Here is a 19,180-nt window from a genome sequence, read left to right on the forward strand (position 1 = left end):
CTGCAGCGATCCTGCAGCCCGTTCGCTGAAGAACCCGAATTTAAGGAACCGTACACAATGGCTATCGATATCAAAGCCCCGCAATTTCCGGAATCGGTTGCTGACGGCACCGTTGCTACCTGGCACAAGAAGCCGGGCGACGCCGTCAAGCGCGACGACCTGATCGTCGACATCGAAACCGACAAAGTGGTCATGGAAGTGCTGGCTGAGGCCGACGGCGTTCTGGCTGAAATCGTCAAGAATGAAGGCGACACCGTTCTCAGCGGCGAACTGCTGGGCAAACTCGGTGATGGCGCCGGCGCTGCTGCCGCCCCAGCCGCCGCGGCACCGGCTCCTGCAGCCAGCGCTGCTGCCGCTCCGGCTGCTGCCCCGGCTGCCAAGTCCGAAGACCTGATCCTCGCTCCAGCTGCGCGCAAGCTGGCTGAAGAAAACGGCATCGACGTCAACAGCATCGCGGCCAGTGGTAAAGGCGGTCGCGTCACCAAAGAAGACGTTGTTGCTGCCATCGAAGCGAAGAAAAACGCTCCGGCTGCACCGGCCAAAGCTGCTGCCGCACCGGCTGCTGCCGCTCCGGTTTTCGCTGCTGGCGACCGCGTGGAAAAACGCGTTCCGATGACCCGCCTGCGCGCCAAGGTGGCCGAGCGTCTGGTTGAAGCTCAGTCGACCATGGCCATGCTGACCACCTTCAACGAAGTCGACATGACTGAAGTGATGGCCCTGCGCAGCAAATACAAAGACCTGTTCGAGAAGACCCACAACGGCGTGCGCCTGGGCTTCATGTCGTTCTTCGTCAAAGCCTCGGTTGAAGCCCTCAAGCGCTTCCCGGCGGTGAACGCGTCGATCGACGGCACCGACATCGTGTACCACGGCTACCAGGACATCGGCGTTGCCGTATCCAGCGACCGTGGCCTGGTGGTTCCGGTTCTGCGTAACGCCGAACTGATGAGCCTGGCAGAAGTCGAAAACGGCATCGCCACCTTCGGCAAGAAGGCTAAAGAGGGCAAGCTGTCCATCGACGAGATGACTGGCGGCACCTTCACCATCACTAACGGCGGCACCTTCGGTTCGATGATGTCGACCCCGATCGTCAACCCGCCGCAGGCTGCCATTCTTGGCATGCACAACATCATTCAGCGCCCCATGGCAATCAATGGTCAGGTTGTCATCCGTCCAATGATGTACTTGGCGTTGTCTTACGACCACCGTCTGATCGATGGCAAGGAGGCCGTGAGCTTCTTGGTAACGATCAAGAACCTGCTGGAGGATCCGGCGCGCCTGTTGCTGGATATCTAATCCGTTCTCTGATCACGGCGGCCCCCAAAAGGGGCTGTCCGGTTTCATCCGAAAAGGAATGAGTTATGACGCAAAAATTTGACGTGGTAGTGATCGGTGCTGGCCCAGGAGGCTATGTAGCCGCTATCAAGGCCGCTCAACTGGGTTTGAAAACTGCCTGTGTCGAGAAATATCAGGGTAAGGAAGGCAAAATTGCCTTGGGCGGTACCTGCCTGAACGTCGGTTGCATTCCATCCAAGGCGTTGCTCGACAGCTCCTACAAATTCCACGAAGCCCACGAAGGCTTCGCTGTGCACGGCATCAGCGCCAAGAACGTCTCTATCGACGTGCCGGCCATGGTTGCGCGCAAAGACACCATCGTTAAAAACCTGACTGGCGGCGTTGCCACCCTGTTCAAGGCCAACGGTGTCACCCTGCTCGAAGGCCACGGCAAGCTGCTGGCGAACAAGCAGGTTGAAGTGACCGGCCTTGACGGCAAAGCGGTTGTCTACGAAGCCGACAACGTGATTCTGGCCTCTGGCTCGCGTCCGGTAGACATCCCGCCAGCTCCGGTTGATCAGGACGTTATCGTCGACTCCACCGGCGCTCTGGATTTCCAAGCCGTACCGAAAACCCTCGGCGTGATTGGCGCTGGCGTTATCGGTCTGGAGCTGGGTTCGGTATGGGCCCGTCTGGGTGCCGAAGTGACCGTGCTCGAAGCACTCGACAAGTTCCTGCCAGCGGCTGACGAAGCCATTGCCAAGGAAGCGCTGAAGATCCTCACCAAGCAGGGTCTGAAAATCAAACTGGGCGCTCGCGTAACCGGTTCGGAAGTGAAGAAGAAGCAAGTCACCGTTACCTACACTGACGCCGAAGGCGAGCAGGAGCAGGTATTCGACAAGCTGATCGTGGCTGTAGGCCGTCGCCCGGTAACCACCGAGTTGCTGGCAGCGGACAGCGGCGTCGACCTCGACGAGCGCGGTTATATCTTCGTTGACGACCACTGCACCACCAGCGTTCCAGGCGTTTACGCCATTGGTGACGTGGTACGTGGCGCGATGCTCGCGCACAAAGCCTCGGAAGAGGGCGTGATGGTTGCCGAGCGTATCGCCGGCCACAAAGCGCAAATGAACTACGACCTGGTGCCATCGGTTATCTACACCCACCCGGAAATCGCATGGGTTGGCAAAACCGAGCAGGCGCTCAAGGCTGAAGGCGTTGCCATCAACGTCGGCACCTTCCCGTTCGCTGCCAGCGGCCGCGCCATGGCTGCCAACGACACCGCCGGTTTCGTCAAAGTCATCGCCGATGCCAAGACTGACCGCGTTCTGGGCGTTCACGTAATCGGCCCGGCTGCTGCCGAGCTGGTGCAACAAGGCGCTATCGGTATGGAATTTGGCACCAGTGCCGAAGACCTCGGCATGATGGTGTTCTCGCACCCAACCATGTCCGAAGCGCTGCACGAAGCGGCCTTGGCAGTGAATGGCGGCGCCATCCACATCGCCAACCGCAAAAAGCGTTAATAGCGACAACAAGAACCACGCCGGGCGGCCCGTCGTGTGTCTTCACTTCGAAGACGCACCGCGGAATGCCCAGGCGGACTGTTTCTAGAAAACGGTCACAGGTGGCGCGGCAACTATCACGCAGCGTCGAATGCGCAATACCTAACGAAGACGGTAGACAAGCATGAATCTTCACGAGTATCAGGGTAAGCAACTGTTTGCTGAGTACGGCCTGCCCGTATCCAAAGGCTTTGCAGTAAACACCCCGGAAGCGGCCGCTGAGGCCTGCGACAAAATTGGTGGCACCGAGTGGGTTGTCAAAGCCCAGGTCCACGCAGGTGGTCGCGGTAAAGCCGGTGGTGTGAAACTGGTCAAGAGCAAGGACGAGGCCAAGGCCTTCGCCGCTCAGTGGCTGGGCAAGCGTCTGGTGACGTACCAGACCGACGCCAACGGCCAGCCGGTCAACCAGATTCTGGTTGAGTCCTGCACCGATATCGCCAAAGAGCTGTATCTGGGCGCAGTCGTTGACCGCTCCAGCCGTCGCATCGTGTTCATGGCCTCCACTGAAGGCGGCGTGGACATCGAGAAGATCGCTCACGACACCCCTGAGAAGATCCTCAAAGCCACTATCGATCCATTGGTTGGCGCTCAGCCTTACCAAGGTCGCGACCTGGCTTTCCAACTGGGCCTGCAAGGCGACCAGATCAAGCAGTTCACCCACATCTTCGTTGGCCTGGCCAAACTGTTCCAGGACTACGACCTGGCACTGCTGGAAGTGAACCCGCTGGTTATCAAAGCTGACGGCAACCTGCACTGCCTCGACGCCAAGATCAACATCGACAGCAACGCCATGTACCGCCAGCCAAAACTGCGCGCCATGCATGACCCGTCGCAAGATGACCCACGTGAAGCCCACGCTGCGAAGTTCGAACTGAACTACGTAGCCCTGGAAGGCAACATTGGCTGCATGGTCAACGGTGCTGGCCTGGCCATGGGTACCATGGACATCGTCAACCTGCACGGCGGCAAGCCAGCCAACTTCCTCGACGTAGGCGGCGGCGCTACCAAAGAACGCGTTACCGAAGCGTTCAAAATCATTCTGTCCGACACCAACGTTGCAGCTGTTCTGGTGAACATCTTCGGCGGCATCGTTCGTTGCGACATGATTGCCGAAGGCATCATTGGCGCAGTGAAAGAAGTTGGCGTGAAAATCCCGGTGGTTGTGCGCCTTGAAGGCAACAACGCTGAACTGGGCGCCAAGGTACTGGCAGAGAGCGGCCTGAACATCATCGCGGCAACCAGCCTGACCGACGCTGCTCAGCAAGTCGTCAAAGCTGCGGAGGGCAAGTAATGAGCGTCCTGATCAATAAAGACACCAAAGTTATCTGCCAGGGCTTCACCGGCTCGCAGGGTACTTTCCACTCCGAACAAGCCATTGCCTACGGCACCCAAATGGTTGGCGGCGTGACTCCGGGCAAAGGCGGCACCACTCACCTGGGCCTGCCAGTGTTCAACACCGTGAAAGAAGCTGTAGAGAAAACTGGCGCTACCGCCAGCGTGATCTACGTTCCGGCTCCTTTCTGCAAAGACTCGATCCTGGAAGCCGCTTTCGGTGGCATCAAGCTGATCGTGTGCATCACCGAAGGCATCGCGACCATCGACATGCTGGAAGCCAAGGTCAAGTGCGACGAATTGGGCGTACGCCTGATCGGCCCTAACTGCCCAGGCGTGATCACTCCGGGCGAATGCAAGATCGGCATCATGCCCGGTCACATTCACCTGCCAGGCAAAGTCGGCATCGTTTCGCGTTCCGGCACCCTGACCTACGAAGCTGTTAAGCAGACCACTGACGCCGGTTTCGGTCAGTCCACCTGCGTCGGCATCGGCGGTGACCCGATCCCAGGCTCCAACTTCATCGACATCCTGAAGCTGTTCCAGGAAGACCCGAAAACCGAAGCCATCGTAATGATCGGCGAAATCGGTGGTTCGGCTGAAGAAGAAGCCGCTGCTTACATCAAAGCTCACGTGACCAAGCCAGTGGTTTCCTACATCGCTGGTGTGACTGCCCCTCCAGGCAAGCGCATGGGCCACGCAGGCGCCATCATCTCTGGTGGTAAAGGCACCGCTGACGAGAAATTCGCAGCGCTGCAGGACGCGGGTGTCAAAACCGTGCGTTCGCTGGCTGACATTGGCAAGGCGCTAGCCGAGCTGACCGGCTGGACCGCCAAAAACGCTTAATTGCGTTTGGGCAATTAAAAGGCCACCCCTCGGGGTGGTCTTTTTTTTGCCCCCACGATCTCCGGGTCGTCGGCCATGCGGCGTTGCGGTCGCTCCTGAAATGCTCACGTACTAAATGTACGCTGCGCTTTCAGGAGCGTCCGCGCCTTGCCTGACCTTAGCCCCGGAGATCTCAACCGTGGCGCCTGTTTAAAGAGCAAGCGCTGCGATCTCCGGGTCGTCGGCCATGCTGCGTTGCGCTCGCCCGGTAAATGCTCACGTACTGCAGTACGCTGCGCTTTCCCGGACGACCGCGCCTTTCCTGACCTTAGCCCCGGAGATCTCGACCGTGGCGCCTGTTTGAAGAACGTGTGGGATCCTGTGGGAGCGGCTGGGCGGCATTCCGATCAGCCGCGATGCTTTTGATCTCCAAGAACATCGCGGCTAAAGCCCCGCCCACAAAAAAGCCCGCATCTGCGGGCTTTTTCGTTTATGCCCTTCTTCGAAAGAGGGGCAGGGGTTGGTCAGCGGACGCTTGGTAAACCTCGTTGAATTCGCTGAAGGCTTTAAGCGCGTCGTCCGGGTCTTTGTCTTCGCGCAGGGCGAAGGCGTCGAAGCCGCAGCGGTGCAGGGCCCAGAGCTGGTCGCGGAGCACATCGCCAATGGCGCGGATTTCGCCTTTGTAGCCGTAGCGGGTGCGCAGCATGTAGGCGGTGGAGGAGTGGCGGCCGTCGGTGAAGGCGGGGAAGTTCAGGGCGATGACCTGGAAGTTGTCCAGTTGATCGGCGATCTCTTCAATTTCTTCACCGGCTTCCAGCCATACGCCCAAGCCGCCGTCGCGGGCTTTCAGGGCGCTGCTGTGTTCCACATACAGGCCCAGCGGTACGATCAGGTCGTCGCAGTTGGACACGCCTTCCAGCGTCGCGTCCTTGGGCAGCAGGTGCCAGGTTTCGTCGACCAACTGACCGTTCTTAATGATTCGCTGCATATACGCGCTCCTTGAACGGGTCAATGCCGACACGGCGGAAGGTGTCGAGGAAGCTTTCTTCTTCGTGACGGGTTTCCACGTACACGTCGATGATTTTGCTGACCACGTCGGCCATGTCTTTTTCGGCGAACGATGGGCCGAGAATCTGCGCCAGGCTTGCGTCGCGACCCGAGCTGCCGCCGAGCGATACCTGGTAGAACTCCTGGCCCTTCTTGTCCACGCCCAGAATGCCGATGTGGCCGACGTGGTGGTGGCCGCAGGCGTTCATGCAGCCGGAAATGTTCAGGTCGATATTGCCGATGTCGAACAGGTAGTCCAGGTCGTCGAAACGACGCTGGATGGCTTCGGCAATTGGAATCGACTTGGCGTTCGCCAGCGAGCAGAAGTCGCCGCCCGGGCAGCAGATGATGTCGGTCAGCAAGCCCACGTTTGGTGTGGCGAAGCCGTTTTCACGCAATTCGCCCCACAAGGTGAACAGCTGGCTCTGCTCGACGTCGGCCAGAATGATGTTCTGGTTATGGCTGTTGCGCACTTCGCCAAAGCTGTAGCGATCGGCCAGTTCGGCGATAACGTCGAGCTGCTTGTCGGTCACGTCGCCAGGGGCAACGCCGGTGGGCTTCAGCGACAGGGTGACGGCGACGTAGCCCGGCTTCTTGTGGGCGAACACGTTGCGGCTGGCCCAACGATCAAAGCCGGGGTGCTCGGCGCGCAGGGCGGCGAGGGCGTCGGTCTGGTCTTCCAGAGCTTTGTAGGCTGGGTCGACGAAGTGGGCGGCAACACGTGCCACCTCAGCTTCAGTCAGGGTGGTAGGGCCATCTTTCAAATGCGCCCATTCGGCGTTGACGCGTTCGGCGAATACGTCCGGCGTCAGCGCTTTCACCAGGATTTTGATGCGCGCCTTGTACTTGTTATCGCGGCGGCCATAGCGGTTGTACACACGCAAAATGGCGTCGAGGTAACTGATCAGGTGCTGCCACGGCAGGAACTCGTTGATGAAGCTGCCGACGATTGGTGTACGGCCCAAGCCGCCACCGACCGATACGCGGAAGCCCAACTCGCCGGCTGCGTTTTTCACCGCTTCCAGGCCGATGTCATGCACTTCGATGGCCGCACGGTCGCTCACGGCGCCGTTAACGGCAATCTTGAACTTGCGCGGCAGGTGCGAGAACTCGGGGTGGAAGGTGGACCACTGACGAATGATTTCGCACCACGGGCGCGGATCGACGATTTCGTCTTTCGCCACGCCGGCGAACTGGTCAGTCGTGGTGTTGCGGATGCAGTTGCCGCTGGTCTGTACCGCGTGCATTTGCACGGTGGCCAGTTCGGCGAGAATTTCCGGTACGTCCTCCAGTTCCGGCCAGTTGAACTGCACGTTCTGGCGGGTACTGATGTGCGCGTAGCCCTTGTCGTAGTCGCGGGCGATCTTGGCCATCATGCGTACCTGTGCCGACGACAGCAGGCCATAGGGCACGGCCACGCGAAGCATCGGCGCAAAACGCTGGATATAAAGACCATTCTGCAAGCGCAACGGGCGAAATTCTTCGCCAGAAAGTTCGCCAGCCAGATAACGGCGGGTCTGATCACGGAACTGCTTGACGCGGCTCTCGATGATGTCTTGATCGTAACTGTCGTAGACGTACATACGGGTCCTGTTTTCAGGCTACTTACTGCCAAATCAGCGCGCACGGCCGCGCACTCCTTGCGGAGCCGGGGGAAGATACCAGTTCAGGTTTATGCGCAAAAGTGATGTTTTAGTATAAGAACGAAACTTATGGTGCTAAGAGCCGCGCGCTATAAGGCGCAGCCCTACATGCCCCATCGAAAGGCTCCTGTCTGATGGGAGAAAACCCCTATCGCGGCAGCTCGATTCTTTCGGTTTCGCCGGGCACCGTCGGCCAATCGCCGGCGGCCCATTTCGCCCGGGCGCGGTCGATCAATGCCGAGTCGCTGGCGACGAAATTCCAGTTCATGCGCCTTGGGCCGTCCAACGGGCTGCCGCCGACCATGATGATCTGGCAGTCGCTCTCGGCGAACAGCGTGTAGGTTTCACCGGCCGGCAATACCACCATGCTGCGCGCCGCCAGAGGTTCGTCTTCCAGGCGCGCTTCGCCGCTGATCAGGTACAGCGCGCGCTGCTCATGTTCGGCGGCAATAAATTGCGCCGAGCCGGTGCTCATATAAATGTCGGCGAGCAGGGTAGGCGTGGGCACCGGCACGGGCGACTTGAGGCAGAAGCCTTCTCCGGCAACCAGCCGAATCTTCACCCCCAGCGCTTCGCTCTCGGGTAACTCGGCAACGCCGTGATGGCTGTAGCTCGGTGTGCCTTGTTCCAGATGCTGCGGCAGGGCAAGCCACAGCTGCAACCCGTGCAACTGTGAACCGGTTTCCCATAACTCGGCCGGTGTGCGCTCGACATGGGCGACGCCGTTGCCGGCCGTCATATAGCTGACATCGCCAGCCTCCACGCGCTGATCCGAGCCGATGCTGTCTTTGTGCAGCAGGGCGCCTTCAAACAAATAGCTCAGCGTCGACAGGCCGATGTGCGGATGCTGACGCACATTCATGCCGGTGCCCGGCGCGTAGTGGTTGCTGACGATGTGGTCGAAGAACACAAACGGCCCGACGCTGCGGCACTGTGCGGAGGGCAGCGGCCGCAAAATCGGCTGGCCTTCAACATCTTCCGGGCGTGGGCGAATTACCAGGGGAGCGGCCATAAACGATTACTCAGCGAGTTGGGTGTCGACGTGAATCTCGGTGCTGGTCATCAGCTTGTGCACCGGGCATTTGTCGGCGATAGCCAGCAACTTGGCGCGCTGCTCATCGCTGAGCTCGCCTTCCAGCGTCAAGCTCACCGCGAGGGTGTAGTGGCCTTCGCGCTCTTTGCTGGCGTCGCGGCTGATGGCCACCTTAATGCCGGTTAGCGGCATACCACGGGCGCGGGCATATTGCGTGACGGTCAGGGCTTTGCAGGCGCCGAGCGCAGTGTCGAAGTAATCGTGCGGGTCTGGCGCCGAGCTTTCGCCGCCCAGTTCGGTCGGCATGTCCGTCGCCAACGGCGCCAGTTCGGCGATCTGAATGTCGTGGCGATAGCTGGTGGCGGACTGGCTGGTGATGGTTATGGTCATGGCACATCTCGGCGTCGAAGGGCGTGGTAGAACATCGTGCTTGGCGCCGCTTGAACCTGCAAGCCCGACGCGGGGTCTATGCTTGTCACGCACTTTCAGGGAGCGAAGCGTTGTCCAGTCACCCCACGTTTATTGCCACATTCATCCTCACGCTGCTGCTGGCCAGCCCCAGCCACGCCCGCGACTACCACTACACCGACGCCCACTTGCACTACGTCGATTTCTTTCAGGAAACCGAGGGCATGCCGGCGCTGCTAAAGCAGATGGACGCCAACCGCGTTGACCACGTGATGATCGCCGGCATTCCGCTGGCCAAGAAATGGCACGAAGACGAACCCAAGCGCCCGCGTTACTACGCCGGCGATGACGCCGATGCCTACTGGTACAGCGCCACTGATTTCTACGTCGCCGCGGCGCTGGGCGACCTCAGCCCCAAACAGCGCGCGCGCTTCCACCCGTTTCTGTCCGGCTTCAACCCCGTGGACAAAAACGCCGACGCCCATATCGCGCGGATGCTCAAGTTGTACCCCGGTTTCTGGCAAGGCATCGGCGAGGTGTTCACCCGTCACGATGACCTGACAGCCATCACTTCCGGCGACACGCCAAGGGCCAACAACGAAGCCATGGCGCGCGTGTATCACCTGGCCGCCGAGCATGATTTACCCGTGTTGCTGCACAGCAACATCACCTCCAAGCGCGAGAAAAATCCGCTCTACCTGGCCGAAATCGAAGAGCCGCTGCGTAACCATCCGCACACGCGGTTCATCTGGGCGCACGCCGGTACGAGCATGGAGCTGCATCGCCATCAGACCAAGCTGGAGTTCGTGCTGCCGACGCTGCAACGCATGCTCGAGGCGTACCCGAATTTGTATATCGACCTGTCGTGGAGCGTTCTGCACCCGTATTTGCTGGACGAGCAGGGCAAGCCGGATGCCGATTGGTTGGCGCTGGTTAAGCGCTACCCCGAGCGCTTTATGCTCGGCTCCGATGTGGTGGGCAAGTTCGACAACGTGGGCAAAGAGCTGCGCGGCTTCGATCCGTTTCTCGACGCGCTGCCGGCCGATGTCGCGCAGAAAGTGGCGCGCGACAACTTCCTGGCCGTGTTGCCGCGGAACTTGAAACAGCCGGCGCCGTAACCGGCACTGTCATCAGTCTGTCATTGCATGGTCATAAGCTCGCGCGATCCACAACTAAGGAGCGCGACATGCAAGTCATCCGTAAGAGTTCGTTGGCGGCGTTGCTGCTGTGTGCAGTCAGCCAGTTGGCCCAGGCCGAAGTGCGGGTCGAAGGCCCGGTTGAGTTCGGCATTTTCGAAACCACCGCCACCGACCTGCAACCGGGCGAGCGCGTGCTGACCCGCAGCAAACAAGCGATTCAGCCGACGGATGTGATTCCCGCCAAGCTCGGGACCAAATTCGGTATTCGCTACACCCTGGCGAACAAGAAAATCGACGACACGCCGCTGACCCTGCTGTACCTCACCCCCGGCATCCAATCCGCCGATGGTCGCCACGACAAACTGGTGGTCGAGCAGAAGCTGGTGGTCGGCGCCCCGCAAGACGTAATGGCATTCGAGTTCAGCGAATACAACGAATTGGTAAAAGGCGACTGGCATTTCATGGTCTTCCAGGGCGACCGCCTGCTGGCCGAAAAGCGCTTCACCGTGCAGTAAATTTCCCCGCTCCACCGAGCCCGAGCCGCCATACTCACCAAACACACCGTCATCCCCGCGCAGGCGGGGATCCAGGCTTGCCGCCCGCGTAAAGCCCTCGAAATTCCGTACGCATTCCCCACAACCAGCTAATTTCTTCCCACCGGTTGGCAGCGAGGCAACACTTTGTTACTTTGCCTGCACTATCGTACCAACTCGAAACGTGCGCACCGGTCACGGTGACGCCTCAAGGGACGATGGAGTTTCTGTTGCAGGTCGCAGTTGCGTGCGCGCCGACCTTCAGCAGCCGAGAGATGAATAAAAAACAGGGTGGCCGTTAGCGCTGCCCAAATAATCTTGGCGTATAGGGAGCGTTGTCGATGAACACACGTGTGTGCGGTTCCAACGGAAAGGGGCGCCCATGGCGGGCGGGGGCAACGATGGCGTTACTGCCATTGCTGGTGGCGGGGGCCGCGCAGGGCGCTGAGTTCAGCTTTGCCGACAACGAAGTAACTGGCTCGTTGGACACCACCCTTTCATACGGCTCAATGTGGCGCGTGCAAGGCCGCGACAAGGGCAACGTCACCGACATCAACGCCGACGACGGCAACCGCAACTTCGACACCGGCCTGGTTTCCGAAGTGTACAAAGCCACCTCCGACCTCTCGGTCAAATACCAGAACTACGGCGCGTTTGTGCGCGGCACGGCGTTCTACGACACGCAGATCATGGACAAGCGCAACGACTATTACGACACCACCGGCGGTGTCGAGCGCCCCAGCCAGAACTTCCCCAACGACAACGAATTCACCGAAGACACCCGCCACAACGCCGGACGCAAAGCGCAGATTCTCGACGCTTATCTCTACGGCAACTGGGACATCTACGACAAACCCCTCGCCGCCAAAGTCGGCCGCCAAGTGCTGAGCTGGGGCGAGGGCGTGTTCTATCGCGGCGGGGTGAACACCATCAACCCGGTCGACGCGGCCAAATTCCACCTGCCGGGCTCCGAACTGAAGGAAGTATTGGTGCCGATGGAAGCCTTCAGCTTCAACGTCGGGCTGACCGACGATTTGTCCATGGAAGCGTTTTATCAGTGGAAATGGAAAGAAACCCAGCTGGACCCGGCGGGCACGTATTTTGGTGATACGGACCTGTTCGCGGAGGGGGGGAATACGGCGTATACGGACAACGCGGACCTGGCGCCACTGATGCCGCTGTACACCTCGTTTCTTGGGGTAGGCGGATTAGGTGCGGGGGCTTTTGGTCCTAACTCCTATCTGAATGAACAGACCACCGTGTTCAAGGTTGCCAACATCGGCAAGGACATTGAAGCCGATGACAGCGGTCAGTTTGGTGTGTCGTTCAGGTACGTGGCCGAACAGCTCAACTCCACTGAATTCGGCTTCTACTTCGTCAACTATCACGCCAAAGAACCGCAGATTGCGATAGATCTTTCGGGATTCGAGGGCGTCGATCTCAATACCTTAGGCGGTGCACTCGGCAGCTTCGGCCTTGCGCCTGAGTTCGCGGGCGCACTGGCTACCTTTGATATGGCTGGGAATGCACAGGCGCGGCGGGACTATGTCGAAGACATCCGCATGTACGGCTTCAGCTTCAACACTACGCTGGGAGATGCATCGTTCTCCGGCGAACTGGCGTATCGACCCAACGCTCCCATCAGCATTGCCGCGACCGACGACTTGCTAGGTGACCTGCTCATCCAGGGGGTTAACGGTTCGCCATTGGTAGACAGCGCGATAGCTGGCGGCGAGGCGTGCGCAGCGGTTGCAGGCAAACAACTGTGCCGCTCCCAACTCTTCGAAAACTACCAGCGCGCCGAAACCTACAACATCTCGCTTTCCACCATTTACAACTTCGGCCCCATGGTGAGCTTCGACTCGGTCATGGGCGTGGCCGAAGTCGCCTCGCAACACATCCGTGGCAGCAGCCTGAAATACCGCGCCTACGACGGCACCACGCGCAAATTCGCCAGCACCACCGACAAAGCCTACGTCGACCCCGAAAACGGCGACTCCGACCAAATCACCCGCGACAGTTACGGCTACACCTTGCTGCTCTCCGGCAGTTGGAACGACGTCTACGCCGGCGTGAAGTTGGCGCCGTACGTGGTGTACCAGGACGACTTCCAAGGCAACTCCGACCGCACCGGCAACTTTATCGAAGGGCGCAAGGCGTACACCCTGGGCATGGACGCCACCTACCTGAACGCGTTCGAAGTCGGGTTGCAATACACCGAGTATTACGGCGCCGGCCGCAACAACTCGATGCGCGACCGTGACAACGTGTCGTTAAGCGCCAAGTACTCGTTTTGATGCCTGACAGAATTCTGGAGAACCGTGCATGTTGAACAAAAATTCACTGCTGCTCGCCGCCATTCTGCTGGCCGTCGGCACCACCGATAGCCTGGCCGGCGTTTCTGCACAGCAAGCCGCCACGCTGAAAACCACCCTCACACCGCTAGGTGCGGAGAAAGCCGGCAATGCCGCCGGCACCATTCCCGCCTGGACGGGCGGCATGACCCAGGCGCCGGCCGGCTACAAAGGCCCGGGCGCGCACCACGTCGACCCGTTTGCCGGCGAGAAGCCGCTGTTTACCATCACCAAAGGCAATCTGGAACAGTACAAAGGCAGCCTCACGGCGGGGCAAATCGCCTTGTTCAACGCCTACCCGGAAACCTTCCAGATGCCGGTGTACCCCACGCACCGCACCGGCTCAGCGCCGCAGTGGATCTACGACAACACCTTCAACAACGCCACCAGCGCCAAAGTGCTGGACGGTGGCAACGGCTTCGCCGACGCCTATGGCGGCACGCCGTTTCCCATTCCGCAGAGTGGTGTCGAAGCGGTGTGGAACCACATCGTGCGCTATCGCGGCACCTATGTGATTCGTCGCTCGGCCGAGGCGGGCGTGCAGCGCAACGGCCAGTACTCGCTCGTTACCTCGCAAGACGAAGCCCTGTTTCGCTTCTACAACCCCAAGGGCAGCTACAGCGAGCTGAACAACACCTTGTTCTACTACATGACCTTCACCACCGCGCCGGCACGCCTTGCCGGCAATGGTGCACTGGTGCAGGAAATGCTCGACCAGGTCAAAGAACCGCGCCAGGCCTGGGGTTACAACCCCGGCCAGCGCCGTGTACGCCGCGCGCCAACGCTGGCCTACGACACGCCGATTGAATCGTCAGATGGCCTGCGTACCGCCGACGACACCGACATGTACAACGGTGCGCCAGACCGTTACGACTGGACCCTGGTCGGCAAAAAGGAAATCTACATTCCCTACAACAACTACCTGCTCACCAGCCCGGCCGTGAAATACGACGACCTGCTCAAGCCCGGCCATATCAACCCGCAGTACACGCGCTATGAACTGCACCGCGTGTGGGTGGTGGAAGGGAAGTTGAAAGCGGGCGCGCGGCACATCTACTCCAAACGCACGCTGTTCCTCGACGAAGACAGCTGGGGCGCGGCGGTAGTCGATCAATATGACGGGCGAGGGGAGTTGTGGCGCGTGTCCATGGCCTACCTGAAAAGCTTCTACGAGCTGCCCACCGTATGGACCGCGCTGGACACCTTCCACGACCTGCAAGCGCGGCGCTATAGCGTGCAATGGCTCGACAACGAAGAGCCCGGCACTGCCGACTTCAGCAAGCCCTCGCCAGACGACGCCAACTTCAGCCCCGCCGCTTTGCGCCGCAAGGCATCGCGCTAACCGCACCCTCAGTCGCGATGCTCTTGATCTAAAAGCATCGCGGCTAAAGCCGCTCCTACAGGTGATTGTTGAGGCTGCTGATCAATCGCCGCGGTATTCGCAGCCGCTGGTGCAGGTTTCGTGAATGCGCACGCGCGAAAGCTCGGGCAGCAGGGGTTTGAGCTGTTGCCAGATCCACTTGCTGAGCACTTCGCTGGTGGGGTTTTCCAGGCCGGGAATGTCGTTGAGGTAGTTGTGATCCAACTGCTCATACAGCGGCTTGAAGATCGCTTTGATTTCGGAGAAGTCGCGGATCCAGCCGGTGTACGGATCAACGTCGCCCTCGATGTAAATGGCAACGCGGAAAGAATGGCCGTGCAGGCGCCCGCATTTGTGCCCGTCAGGCACGTGGGGCAGACGGTGTGCGGCTTCGAAGATGAATTCTTTAAACAGTTCCACGACGTAACGCTCTGAGAAGGGAGGGCGGCAAAAACAGCCGGCGAGTCTAGCAGTTCGGCCTGGGCTTTACCCATAGCGAGCTTGTCTCGCCGGTCAGGAAGTGCCTTACGCCTTCAGGTTCAGGCGCTTGGCCAGGCGGTTGAGGTTGGCGCGGTCCAGGCCCAGCTCCCGCGCCGCACCGGCCCAACTTCCTTGATGACGCGTCAGGCATGCGCTGATCAGTTGGCGTTGATAGTCGTCGAGGTGCTGGCGTAAATCGCCCACCGCGCCCTCAGCGGCTGGCACTTCCAAGGTCTGGCCCCGCGCAGCCGGCTGGGCGTCGGGCAAGGCCAGGTCGGCGGCGTTGAGGCTGAGAATTCGCGGCCGTTCGCGGCACGCTGCCAGCGCTTTGAGCGAGGCGCGGCCGATCAGATGCTCCAGCTCGCGCACATTGCCCGGCCAGTCGTAAGCCAGCAAGGCCGCCTGCGCATCAGCCGCCAGGCGCAGGCTGCGCAAGCCCAGGCGCGGACGGTTGTCTTCGAGGAAAAACCCGGCGAGCAGCAACACATCGCGGCCCCGTTCGCGCAACGGCGGCACGCGCAGGGGGTACACGCTCAGGCGGTGATAGAGGTCGGCGCGGAAACGACCGGCGCGCACCTCTTCGGCCAGGTCGCGATTGGTTGCCGCCAGCACCCGCACATTCACGTGGTGCTCTTTGTCCGACCCCACGCGTTGCAGTTGCCCGCTCTGCAGCACCCGCAGCAATTTGGCTTGCACCGGCAACGGCAGTTCGCCCACTTCGTCGAGAAACAACGTGCCGCCATCGGCCAGCTCGAACTTGCCGCGCCGCTCGCTTACCGCCCCGGAGAACGCGCCGCGCACGTGGCCGAACAGCTCGCTCTCCACCAGGGTTTCCGGCAAGGCAGCGCAGTTGAGGCTGATCATCGGCGCCTTGGCGCGCGGTGACTGCACGTGAATCGCCTGGGCGACCAGCTCTTTGCCGACACCGGTTTCGCCACTGATCAACACGCTCAGTTCGCTGTTACCGACCACCGCGATCTCTTCCAGCAAGCGCTTGTGGGCGGGGCTCTGGCCGATCATTTCCTTGGTCTGCGCTTGGGCCGCCGCCTGCTTGTAGACCTCGGCGAGCTGGTGTTGGTCGTGGGCATCGCGGGCCAGATGGCTGATGCGCTCGCCGGCTTTTACGGTGGCCGCCGCCAAGCTGGAAAAGGCCGCCAAGGTGTTCAGGTCGGCGGGGCTGAAGCAGGCGGCGTCCAGCGCGTCGAGCGTCAATACGCCCCACGGACGGTCGTCGAGGTAGAGCGAGCAGCCCATGCAGTCGTGCACCTCCAAATGGCCGTGCACGCCTTCGACCAAGCCGTCATACGGGTCGGGCAAATCGCTGTCGGCGGCGAAGTGTGTGGGCTCGCGGTTTTCCAGCAGCGCTTTTAAACGCGGGTGCTCCGCCACTTTGAAGCGCCGCCCCAGGGTGTCGGCGCTCAAACCATGAACGGCCAGGGGCACCAGTTGCTCGCCTTCCAGGCGCAACAACGCAGTGGCGTCGCACGGCAACAGGTCGCGCAGGGCGTCGAGCAAACGGCGGTAACGCTCGCTCTCCGGCAGCTCGCGTGACAGGTCGGCCACCAAAGGAAGAAAGGCATTGAGCAGCGAAGTGGCGGTCATAATGACCCTCTTTGAGTCATAGGGACTCGTGTCATAGCGACTTCAATTCGAGATAAGTCGTTGAAAGTTAAGGGCTAAAAAGCTGGCACGAAAACTGGAATGTTCAGCTGGCGAAAAACCCTACCACAGCCTAGGAAAGAACTCATGCTCACTGCCCCGCAAACCGTATTGATCAAAGCCACCGTGCCGCTGCTCGAATCTGGCGGCGAAGCGCTGACCACCCATTTCTACGACACCATGCTGCGCGACTATCCGCAGGTGCGCCCGCTGTTCAACCAAACCCACCAAGCCAGCGGCGCGCAAGCCCGGGCGCTGGCCAATGCGGTGCTGATGTACGCCAAGTTTATCGACCGCCTGGAAGCCCTGGGGCCGCTGGTGGGGCAGATCGTAAACAAGCACGTGGCGCTGCAGATTCTTCCCGAGCATTACCCCATCGTCGGCACGTGCCTGCTCAACGCCATTCGCGAAGTGCTGGGCGCGCAAGTGGCGACCGACGAGGTGATCGATGCCTGGGCCGCCGCGTACGGGCAATTGTCGAACCTGCTCATGGGCATTGAAGAAAACATGTACAGCGCCAGCGAGCAGGCTGAAGGCGGCTGGCGCGGTGGTCGGCAATTCCGCCTGGCGCGTAAAGAAGCGGAGAGCGAAGAAATCACTTCCTTCTACTTTGTGCCGGCTGACGGCGGGGCGCTGATGGACTTCGTGCCGGGCCAGTACATCGGCTTGCGCCTGGTAATCGACGGCGATGACCTGCGCCGCAATTACTCGCTGTCCGCTGCCTCGAACGGGCGCGACTACCGCATCAGCGTTAAGCGCGAGCCAGGCGGACGCGTGTCGGGTTACCTGCACGACCGCCTGAACGTCGGCGATAGCCTAGAACTGTTTCCACCGGCGGGCGCGTTTACCTTGCAGGCTTCGGACAGGCCGCTGGCACTGATTACCGCCGGTGTCGGCATCACCCCGGCGCTGGCCATGTTGGAACAGGCGTTGCCCAGTGGCCGCGAGATTTACTTTATTCATTGCGCACGGCATGGCGGGGTGCATGGGTTTCAGGCGTGGCTGGAGACAAAGGCGCAGGACTATCCGCAGCTCAAACGCTTCTACTGCTACAGCGAGCCGCGTGAAGAAGACCAGCACATTCAACCGGGATTTTTGACCGAAGAGCGCTTGGCCCAGTGGCTACCCGAGAGCCGCGACTTCGACGCCTACTTCCTCGGCCCGCAACCGTTTATGGCCCACGTAAACCGCAGCTTGCGTGGCTTGGGAGTGCCGGCGGCGCAGTGTTATTACGAGTTCTTTGGGCCGGCTGGGAAGCTGGAGTAATGCGTTCGGCTCGAAATTCTGGGTTCCCGCCTGCGCGGGAACGACGGAGTTTTTTAGCTAGCCGCCACGTTCCGCTCCCTCTGCCCGCTTGCGGGAGAGGGCTGGGGAGAGGGTTTTGAGTGGGTCAGGGCTTACGAATCCGCTGCAATTCCCCATTCAACCAATCGGCCGACGGCTGTTGCTGGCCGTTGCAGTCGACGCTGTAGGCCTTGCCGCTGATGCTGCTGCCGGTAGCCGCGCGTTTGATGAAGTCTTCGCTGCTGTCGACCAGGCCTTTGTTTTCCAGGTAGTCGAGCTTCTGCTGCAGGTGCATGCGCGCTTCCTTGCCGTCGTAAGCGCTACCGTTGCGGATAAAACTGCAGCCGCTGCTCTCGACGAAAACCAGCAATTTGTCGACTTCGCCACGGCTCTGCGCGCTCAGTGCGGCGTGGGTTTCAGTCGCTGCAAGCAGGCAGCAGCTGATGCAGATAATCCGCCACATAGGCGTGAAAGCCACCATCGTTCCAATACTCCATATGACTCAAAGGGGTGTGCCGTTTGTACCAGGGCCCTACGGCCATGGCACGGTCTTCGTACACCACGTCGGCGTAGTTTGGCAGCGGACGCAAGGGATAGCCCAGTGCATCCGCCGGTGCATAAAGGTTAAGCCAGCGCGCCCGTTCGCGCACGGTCGGGCTCAGGCAATTGCCAGGAAAGCGAATCGGCAGCACCGGGTAATAGGCAAAGGTGAACAGCGGAATATTGCAGCCAAAGGTGATCAGCCCGGCCAGGGTTTCCAAGCCCAGGAACGGGTCCAGCGGGCAACTGGGCGTGGCGTTCAGCTGCTGTTGGTCCCAGGCGTAATTGGAAAAAATATGCCCGCCCAGCGAGTGCGCCAGCACCACCAGCGGCGTGTCGGCATCCACCTTGGCGCGCAGCGCTTGCAGGCCCTGACGCACCGTTTGGTGCACTTGTTGGTAGGTGGTGTCGTAGGCCTCGCTGACCTTGCGGTAGCCGCTGGCATCGCCGAGAAAAAGCGTGACCGCACGGCGCAGCCAGCGCCAGGTCACCGGCTCGGCTTTGAGCTTTTCCAGGTAGGCAAATTCGCGGTCATCCAGCACGTCGGCCCAGTACAGACTCTGAAATGCCACCTGGTCCGCCTGATCGCCGAGGTGCAAGCGCAGCTGACTGATCAGGCCCTGAGCGAATACGTGATAACCGTCGCTATTGAACTGCGCGGGTTGTGTGCCAATGCCGTGAATGATGGCAACTGCAAGCTTCATGACCG

General features: G+C 60.6%; 17 protein-coding genes. 9 read left to right on the top strand and 8 right to left on the bottom strand.

What is annotated here, in order from left to right:
• Nucleotides 1-57 precede the first annotated feature (57 nt).
• The 4 genes from odhB to sucD all read left to right on the top strand — a co-directional run bounded on the left by odhB (nt 58) and on the right by sucD (nt 5,012).
• Nucleotides 58-1,293, top strand: a complete 1,236-nt coding sequence (odhB, locus tag AC0IW7_RS06260; RefSeq protein ID WP_463382329.1) for a 2-oxoglutarate dehydrogenase complex dihydrolipoyllysine-residue succinyltransferase — start codon at nt 58-60, stop codon at nt 1,291-1,293.
• A 65-nt stretch (nt 1,294-1,358) separates the two neighbouring features.
• Nucleotides 1,359-2,795: a dihydrolipoyl dehydrogenase gene (gene lpdA, locus AC0IW7_RS06265; protein WP_471816474.1), complete on the top strand. Its 1,437-nt coding sequence runs from the start codon at nt 1,359-1,361 to the stop codon at nt 2,793-2,795.
• A 163-nt stretch (nt 2,796-2,958) separates the two neighbouring features.
• The gene (gene sucC / locus AC0IW7_RS06270; RefSeq protein ID WP_463541768.1) at nt 2,959-4,125 is read left to right on the top strand and encodes an ADP-forming succinate--CoA ligase subunit beta; all 1,167 of its coding nucleotides are present in this window, start codon (nt 2,959-2,961) and stop codon (nt 4,123-4,125) included.
• Complete coding sequence (sucD, locus tag AC0IW7_RS06275) at nt 4,125-5,012, top strand: succinate--CoA ligase subunit alpha (protein WP_122451178.1); 888 nt, start codon at nt 4,125-4,127, stop codon at nt 5,010-5,012. Before sucC ends, sucD begins: the two co-directional genes overlap by 1 nt.
• 469 nt (nt 5,013-5,481) lie before the next feature.
• On the opposite strand, the gene AC0IW7_RS06280 is transcribed toward sucD, so the two are convergent.
• From AC0IW7_RS06280 to AC0IW7_RS06295, 4 genes are all read right to left on the bottom strand, one after another.
• On the bottom strand, nt 5,482-5,979 hold the full coding sequence (locus AC0IW7_RS06280; RefSeq protein WP_122451179.1) for a DUF934 domain-containing protein: 498 nt from the start codon (nt 5,977-5,979) through the stop codon (nt 5,482-5,484).
• On the bottom strand, nt 5,963-7,621 hold the full coding sequence (locus AC0IW7_RS06285) for a nitrite/sulfite reductase (protein WP_471816477.1): 1,659 nt from the start codon (nt 7,619-7,621) through the stop codon (nt 5,963-5,965). Before AC0IW7_RS06285 ends, AC0IW7_RS06280 begins: the two co-directional genes overlap by 17 nt.
• 208 nt (nt 7,622-7,829) lie before the next feature.
• A complete protein-coding gene (locus AC0IW7_RS06290; protein WP_471816479.1) occupies nt 7,830-8,693 on the bottom strand; it encodes a pirin family protein in 864 nt (287 codons plus the stop codon).
• A gap of 6 nt (nt 8,694-8,699) precedes the next feature.
• Nucleotides 8,700-9,104 (bottom strand): OsmC family protein, encoded by a 405-nt coding sequence (locus AC0IW7_RS06295; protein ID WP_471816481.1) that lies wholly within the window; start codon nt 9,102-9,104, stop codon nt 8,700-8,702.
• Nucleotides 9,105-9,214: 110 nt separating this feature from the next.
• On the opposite strand from AC0IW7_RS06295, the gene AC0IW7_RS06300 reads away from it, so the two are divergent.
• From AC0IW7_RS06300 to AC0IW7_RS06315, 4 genes are all read left to right on the top strand, one after another.
• Nucleotides 9,215-10,240, top strand: a complete 1,026-nt coding sequence (locus AC0IW7_RS06300; protein WP_471816483.1) for an amidohydrolase family protein — start codon at nt 9,215-9,217, stop codon at nt 10,238-10,240.
• Between the two features lie 68 nt (nt 10,241-10,308).
• Nucleotides 10,309-10,776, top strand: a complete 468-nt coding sequence (locus AC0IW7_RS06305; RefSeq protein ID WP_122497125.1) for a DUF3859 domain-containing protein — start codon at nt 10,309-10,311, stop codon at nt 10,774-10,776.
• Between the two features lie 359 nt (nt 10,777-11,135).
• Nucleotides 11,136-13,091, top strand: a complete 1,956-nt coding sequence (locus AC0IW7_RS06310; RefSeq protein ID WP_471816485.1) for a DUF1302 domain-containing protein — start codon at nt 11,136-11,138, stop codon at nt 13,089-13,091.
• A gap of 28 nt (nt 13,092-13,119) precedes the next feature.
• Entirely contained in the window at nt 13,120-14,490 is a 1,371-nt protein-coding gene (locus AC0IW7_RS06315) for a DUF1329 domain-containing protein (RefSeq protein WP_471816487.1), read from the top strand.
• Nucleotides 14,491-14,571: 81 nt separating this feature from the next.
• On the opposite strand, the gene queD is transcribed toward AC0IW7_RS06315, so the two are convergent.
• Together queD and norR are read right to left on the bottom strand one after the other, a co-directional pair.
• Nucleotides 14,572-14,928 carry a 6-carboxytetrahydropterin synthase QueD gene (gene queD, locus AC0IW7_RS06320; RefSeq protein WP_122451187.1) on the bottom strand — a complete coding sequence of 119 codons (357 nt, stop codon included), beginning with the start codon at nt 14,926-14,928 and terminating at the stop codon, nt 14,572-14,574.
• Nucleotides 14,929-15,033: 105 nt separating this feature from the next.
• Nucleotides 15,034-16,590, bottom strand: coding sequence for a nitric oxide reductase transcriptional regulator NorR (norR, locus tag AC0IW7_RS06325; protein ID WP_471816489.1), 1,557 nt, complete (start codon nt 16,588-16,590; stop codon nt 15,034-15,036).
• A 144-nt stretch (nt 16,591-16,734) separates the two neighbouring features.
• Between norR and hmpA the strand changes: the two genes are divergently transcribed.
• The gene (gene hmpA / locus AC0IW7_RS06330) at nt 16,735-17,913 is read left to right on the top strand and encodes an NO-inducible flavohemoprotein (protein WP_471816491.1); all 1,179 of its coding nucleotides are present in this window, start codon (nt 16,735-16,737) and stop codon (nt 17,911-17,913) included.
• 124 nt (nt 17,914-18,037) lie between these two features.
• Here the strand turns inward: hmpA and AC0IW7_RS06335 are convergent, their stop codons facing one another.
• Together AC0IW7_RS06335 and AC0IW7_RS06340 are read right to left on the bottom strand one after the other, a co-directional pair.
• Nucleotides 18,038-18,394, bottom strand: coding sequence for a YfeK family protein (locus AC0IW7_RS06335; protein WP_471816493.1), 357 nt, complete (start codon nt 18,392-18,394; stop codon nt 18,038-18,040).
• Nucleotides 18,348-19,175, bottom strand: a complete 828-nt coding sequence (locus tag AC0IW7_RS06340; protein ID WP_471816495.1) for a hypothetical protein — start codon at nt 19,173-19,175, stop codon at nt 18,348-18,350. Before AC0IW7_RS06340 ends, AC0IW7_RS06335 begins: the two co-directional genes overlap by 47 nt.
• Between the last annotated feature and the right edge of the window lie 5 nt (nt 19,176-19,180).

Source organism: Pseudomonas sp. AC229 (assembly GCF_979254655.1).